We start from the raw sequence: 4,200 nt of genomic DNA on the forward strand, positions 1-4,200 counted from the left end.
GTCAACTTTTTGTCGGACAATAGCGAAATGGTCCGACTAGTCATTTTGGAAAAATGACTTTGGGCGACTTATCAAGGTCGCCCAATATAACAAAAATGTCCTTGCGGTTCGAGGGCTTTTTTGTTATCTCGCCACCTTTTTTGTGGCGAGTCAGCTGTCTGCAAGACCCCTCGGAGAGCGCACTTTTACGAAGTAAAGTATAGTGCGTTATACTTTACTTGGAAGCTGTACCGAAGTTAGGAGTGTTTATATGTCATTTGTAGTGGCGAGAATGCAGAAGATGAAAGCTGGCAATTTGGGAGGAGCTTTTAAGCATAATGAACGTGTTTTTGAGACGCACTCAAATAAAGATATAAACCCGAGCAGGTCACACCTCAACTACGAGTTGACGGATCGTGACCGCTCGGTGTCGTATGAAAAGCAGATTAAAGACTATGTGAACGAAAATAAGGTTTCTAATCGAGCAATCCGAAAAGATGTAGTTCTATGTGATGAGTGGATTATCACATCTGATAAAGATTTTTTTGAAAAGTTGGATGAGGAACAGACGAGAACGTTTTTTGAAACGGCTAAAAATTATTTTGCAGAGAACTATGGCGAGTCAAATATTGCTTATGCGAGTGTTCACTTGGATGAAAGCACCCCTCACATGCACATGGGAGTAGTACCTTTTGAGAACGGTAAATTGTCATCAAAAGCAATGTTTGACCGTGAGGAGCTAAAACATATCCAAGAGGACTTGCCTAGATACATGAGCGACCACGGTTTTGAGTTGGAACGTGGCAAGCTGAATAGTGAAGCTAAGCATAAGACTGTAGCTGAATTCAAGAGGGCAATGGCTGATATGGAACTCAAAGAGGAACTTCTTGAAAAATATCATGCACCGCTTTTTGTTGATGAGAGAACAGGCGAGTTGAACAATGACACGGAAGCTTTTTGGCATGAAAAAGAGTTTGCTGATATGTTTGAAGTTCAATCTCCGATACGTGAAACAACTAACCAAGAAAAAATGGACTGGTTAAGAAAACAGTACCAAGAAGAGCTGAAAAAACTAGAATCGTCTAAAAAGCCCCTAGAAGACGATTTAAGCCATTTAGAAGAGTTGCTTGATAAAAAGACCAAGGAATATATTAAAATCGATTCTGAGGCCTCTGAGAGGCTCTCAGAGCTATCTAAAGCCGAGGGATATATAAATACCCTAGAAAATCATTCGAAGAGCTTAGAAGCGAAAATAGAGTGTTTAGAGAGTGATAATCTACAATTGGAAAAACAAAAGGCGACAAAACTCGAAGCGAAAGCGTTGAACGAGAGTGAGTTGCGAGAACTAAAGCCTAAGAAGAATTTTCTAGGAAAAGAGCATTATGAGTTAAGTCCTGAACAATTTGAAGGGTTGAAGGCAGAAGTTTATCGTAGTAGAACTCTATTGCACCACAAAGATATTGAACTGGAGCAAGCAAAACGTCAAGTATCTCTGAGAGCCTCTAAAAACGATTTTACAGCTAGTTTAGAGCGAGCTAAGGAAAAAGCTAAAGGTGAGAGTATAGACCGTCTTAAAAGCGAAATAAAGCGACTAAAAAACGAAAATTCAATTTTACGTCAGCAAAATGACAAGATGCTAGGGAAATTAAGAGAGTTAATGCCTGATAAAGCCTTTAAGAATTTGTTATCAGAACTTAAGGCGATTAAGCCAATCGTGAATATAATTAAAAAGGCTATTGAAAAGAGCTTGTTCTGAGCGATTTATGCCGTGAAAGCTATTTGACAATAAGCAGTGACAGAGTACGCTAGGACGTGCCGAGCCGAAAGGCTTTAGCGTTTCGGACGGACACGGACAAAGGACGGCAGTCACTGGTTACTTGTTGTCAAATAGACCATGGAATAAAAAGCGTCAAAAGTCTTGAGTGGATGATACCCTATGGTACTCTATTCGCCTTTTGACTTTTTTGCTATAATTTAAGTGTCGCCAGTTCTTCCGTCAGGTAATGCGAACTTAGACTGGAGGTGAGCGTTGTGAAGACATTCCTCGAGCTTGTCTTTGTCCCTTTTGTGGTTGGCGTTGCTGCAGAAGTAGTCGCTGATTGGCTAATTCAGCGTATCAAAGACAAAGGCGACCAAAAATAGCTTGAGTTCTTTTAGAACAAAAAAGAAAGACAGTAGTTGCACCTACTGTCTTTCTTTTGCGTTGTGCTTTTAGTTCCTCGAACTTTTAGCGTCAAGTATATTATATCATGGGGCGAGAAATTCTGTCAAAATAATGCTATAATGCTTTTGAGGCACCTCAGCGATACGGTCGGTGGTGTGAATCTCATTTACGTAGGGCGACTGGAAACGGATAGCTCAAAGGGCGCGTTTGAGTGTCGGGTGTGGGACTGCCTTCAGCTTCGGGCTGTAAAGACCCCTGATACTTTTGAATGAGATGACCCTTTGGGGTCTTTTTTGTTTTTTTAGGGAGATGTTGTGGGGGATTTTTTCTGCGAAAAAATCTAAAATATGGGGGGGCTACTACGACCCCCCCTATAGTGCCGAGTGCCAAAATCAAAAAAAAAACGCCTTTAGCCTTAGAGCTGCAAGGGTTTGAGGCTCGTCAAATCTCGGCGACTTTTCGGCGACTTTTCGGCGACTTTTTAGAGATTTTTTGGGAAAAATACGAAAAAGATTGCATTGAGTGCACGGTTATGCTACTATAGTTTTATAAAATTTTGAGAGGTGACGCATGAAAAAAAGATTGACGATAACATTAAGTGAATCGGTACTTGAAAATCTTGAAAAAATGGCAAGAGAGATGGGGTTATCAAAATCTGCAATGATTTCTGTTGCCTTGGAAAATTACAAGAAAGGTCAAGAAAAATAAAAAAAGCCGTGCTGGCAGGCACTGGCTAAAGTCAAACATTTCTTGGGTATATTATACTTTATGGCTAAAGAAAAAGCAAGATACTTCACTTTTTTACTTTATCCTGAATCAATTCCAAGCGACTGGGAGCTGAAACTTGAAACGCTTGGAGTGCCGATGGCAATTAGTCCATTGCATGATAAGGATAAGAGTAGTATCAAAGGACAAAAATATAAGAAAGCTCATTATCATGTGCTTTATATAGCTAAAAATCCAGTTACTGCAGATAGTGTACGTAAAAAGATTAAATTATTGCTTGGTGAAAAAAGTCTTGCAATGGTGCAGGTTGTTCTCAATGTCGAAAATATGTATTTGTATTTAACGCACGAGAGCAAGGACGCTATTGCTAAGAAGAAACATGTTTATGATAAGGCTGATATAAAGCTAATCAATAATTTTGATATTGACCGTTATGTGACGTTAGATGTCGAGGAAAAGACCGAACTTTTCAATGTGGTTGTATCGCTTATTCGTGCGTACACTCTCCAAAATATTTTTGATTTGTATGATTTCATTGACGAAAATGGAGAAACTTATGGGTTGACTATAAATTTGGTTAACGAAGTTATTGCAGGGAAAACTGGTTTTATGAAATTGTTGTTTGACGGAGCTTATCAACGTAGTAAGCGTGGAACAAAGAACGAAGAGAGATAAAAAGTTGATCTTTGTGAAAACTACAGAAAGTAAAGAATGAAAAGAGTAATGCTAACATAGCATTACTCTTTTTTATTGTTCAGAATATAGTCAATAAGGCTATAGCCTGTAGCAATAGCTATGGTAATCCACCATTTGAATTGTCCATGTGTTAGGAAGCTTATGAGGAAGGAGATAACTAAAAGTGGGATTAAGTTAAGTAAATATCTTTTTAAAAATTTCATGTGTTCACCTCCTATACGGTTTTAATCTAGATGTACTTGCGATTTTAGATTATTTATCGAGTATTTATAGTTTCCGTTTTTTTGTTTTTAGCCTTTCTAACTCTCAAATAATCTTTTTCCATGTCTGAATGTAGCATGAATTAAAATAAAAACAAGTCTATTATTTAAAGCGTTTTCATGGTATAATTAAAAGATATACAGAAATCTTGAATTTTTATAGTTAAACATCTAATAGGGAAATTGGTACTCTTTTTTTTGTAGGGTGGTTTTTTGTTGCTGATAGAGCTTTTAGTTAATCTAAAAGGGTCAACTTTTTGTCGGACAATAGCGAAATGGTCCGACTAGTCATTTTGGAAAAATGACTTTGGGCGACTTATCAAGGTCGCCCAATATAACAAAAATGTCCTTGCGGTTCGAGGGCTTTTTTGTTAT

4 protein-coding genes are annotated in these 4,200 nt (G+C 38.1%); 3 read left to right on the forward strand and 1 reads right to left on the reverse strand.

Going from position 1 to position 4,200, the window contains the following annotated elements:
• The first annotated feature begins 250 nt into the window (after window positions 1-250).
• The 3 genes from mobV (at window position 251) to ACVRWY_RS09315 (ending at window position 3,544) form a co-directional block, all read left to right on the forward strand.
• On the forward strand, window positions 251-1,735 hold the full coding sequence (gene mobV, locus ACVRWY_RS09305; protein ID WP_354369903.1) for a MobV family relaxase: 1,485 nt from the start codon (window positions 251-253) through the stop codon (window positions 1,733-1,735).
• A 978-nt stretch (window positions 1,736-2,713) separates the two neighbouring features.
• The gene (gene copA, locus ACVRWY_RS09310) at window positions 2,714-2,851 is read left to right on the forward strand and encodes a plasmid copy number transcriptional regulator CopA (protein ID WP_010889903.1); all 138 of its coding nucleotides are present in this window, start codon (window positions 2,714-2,716) and stop codon (window positions 2,849-2,851) included.
• A gap of 60 nt (window positions 2,852-2,911) precedes the next feature.
• On the forward strand, window positions 2,912-3,544 hold the full coding sequence (locus ACVRWY_RS09315) for a replication protein (RefSeq protein ID WP_010889904.1): 633 nt from the start codon (window positions 2,912-2,914) through the stop codon (window positions 3,542-3,544).
• Between the two features lie 62 nt (window positions 3,545-3,606).
• Here ACVRWY_RS09315 and ACVRWY_RS09320 read toward each other — a convergent pair whose 3' ends face one another.
• Window positions 3,607-3,768 carry a hypothetical protein gene (locus ACVRWY_RS09320; RefSeq protein ID WP_259772275.1) on the reverse strand — a complete coding sequence of 54 codons (162 nt, stop codon included), beginning with the start codon at window positions 3,766-3,768 and terminating at the stop codon, window positions 3,607-3,609.
• Window positions 3,769-4,200: the final 432 nt, after the last annotated feature.

This window comes from Streptococcus porcorum, assembly GCF_053203725.1.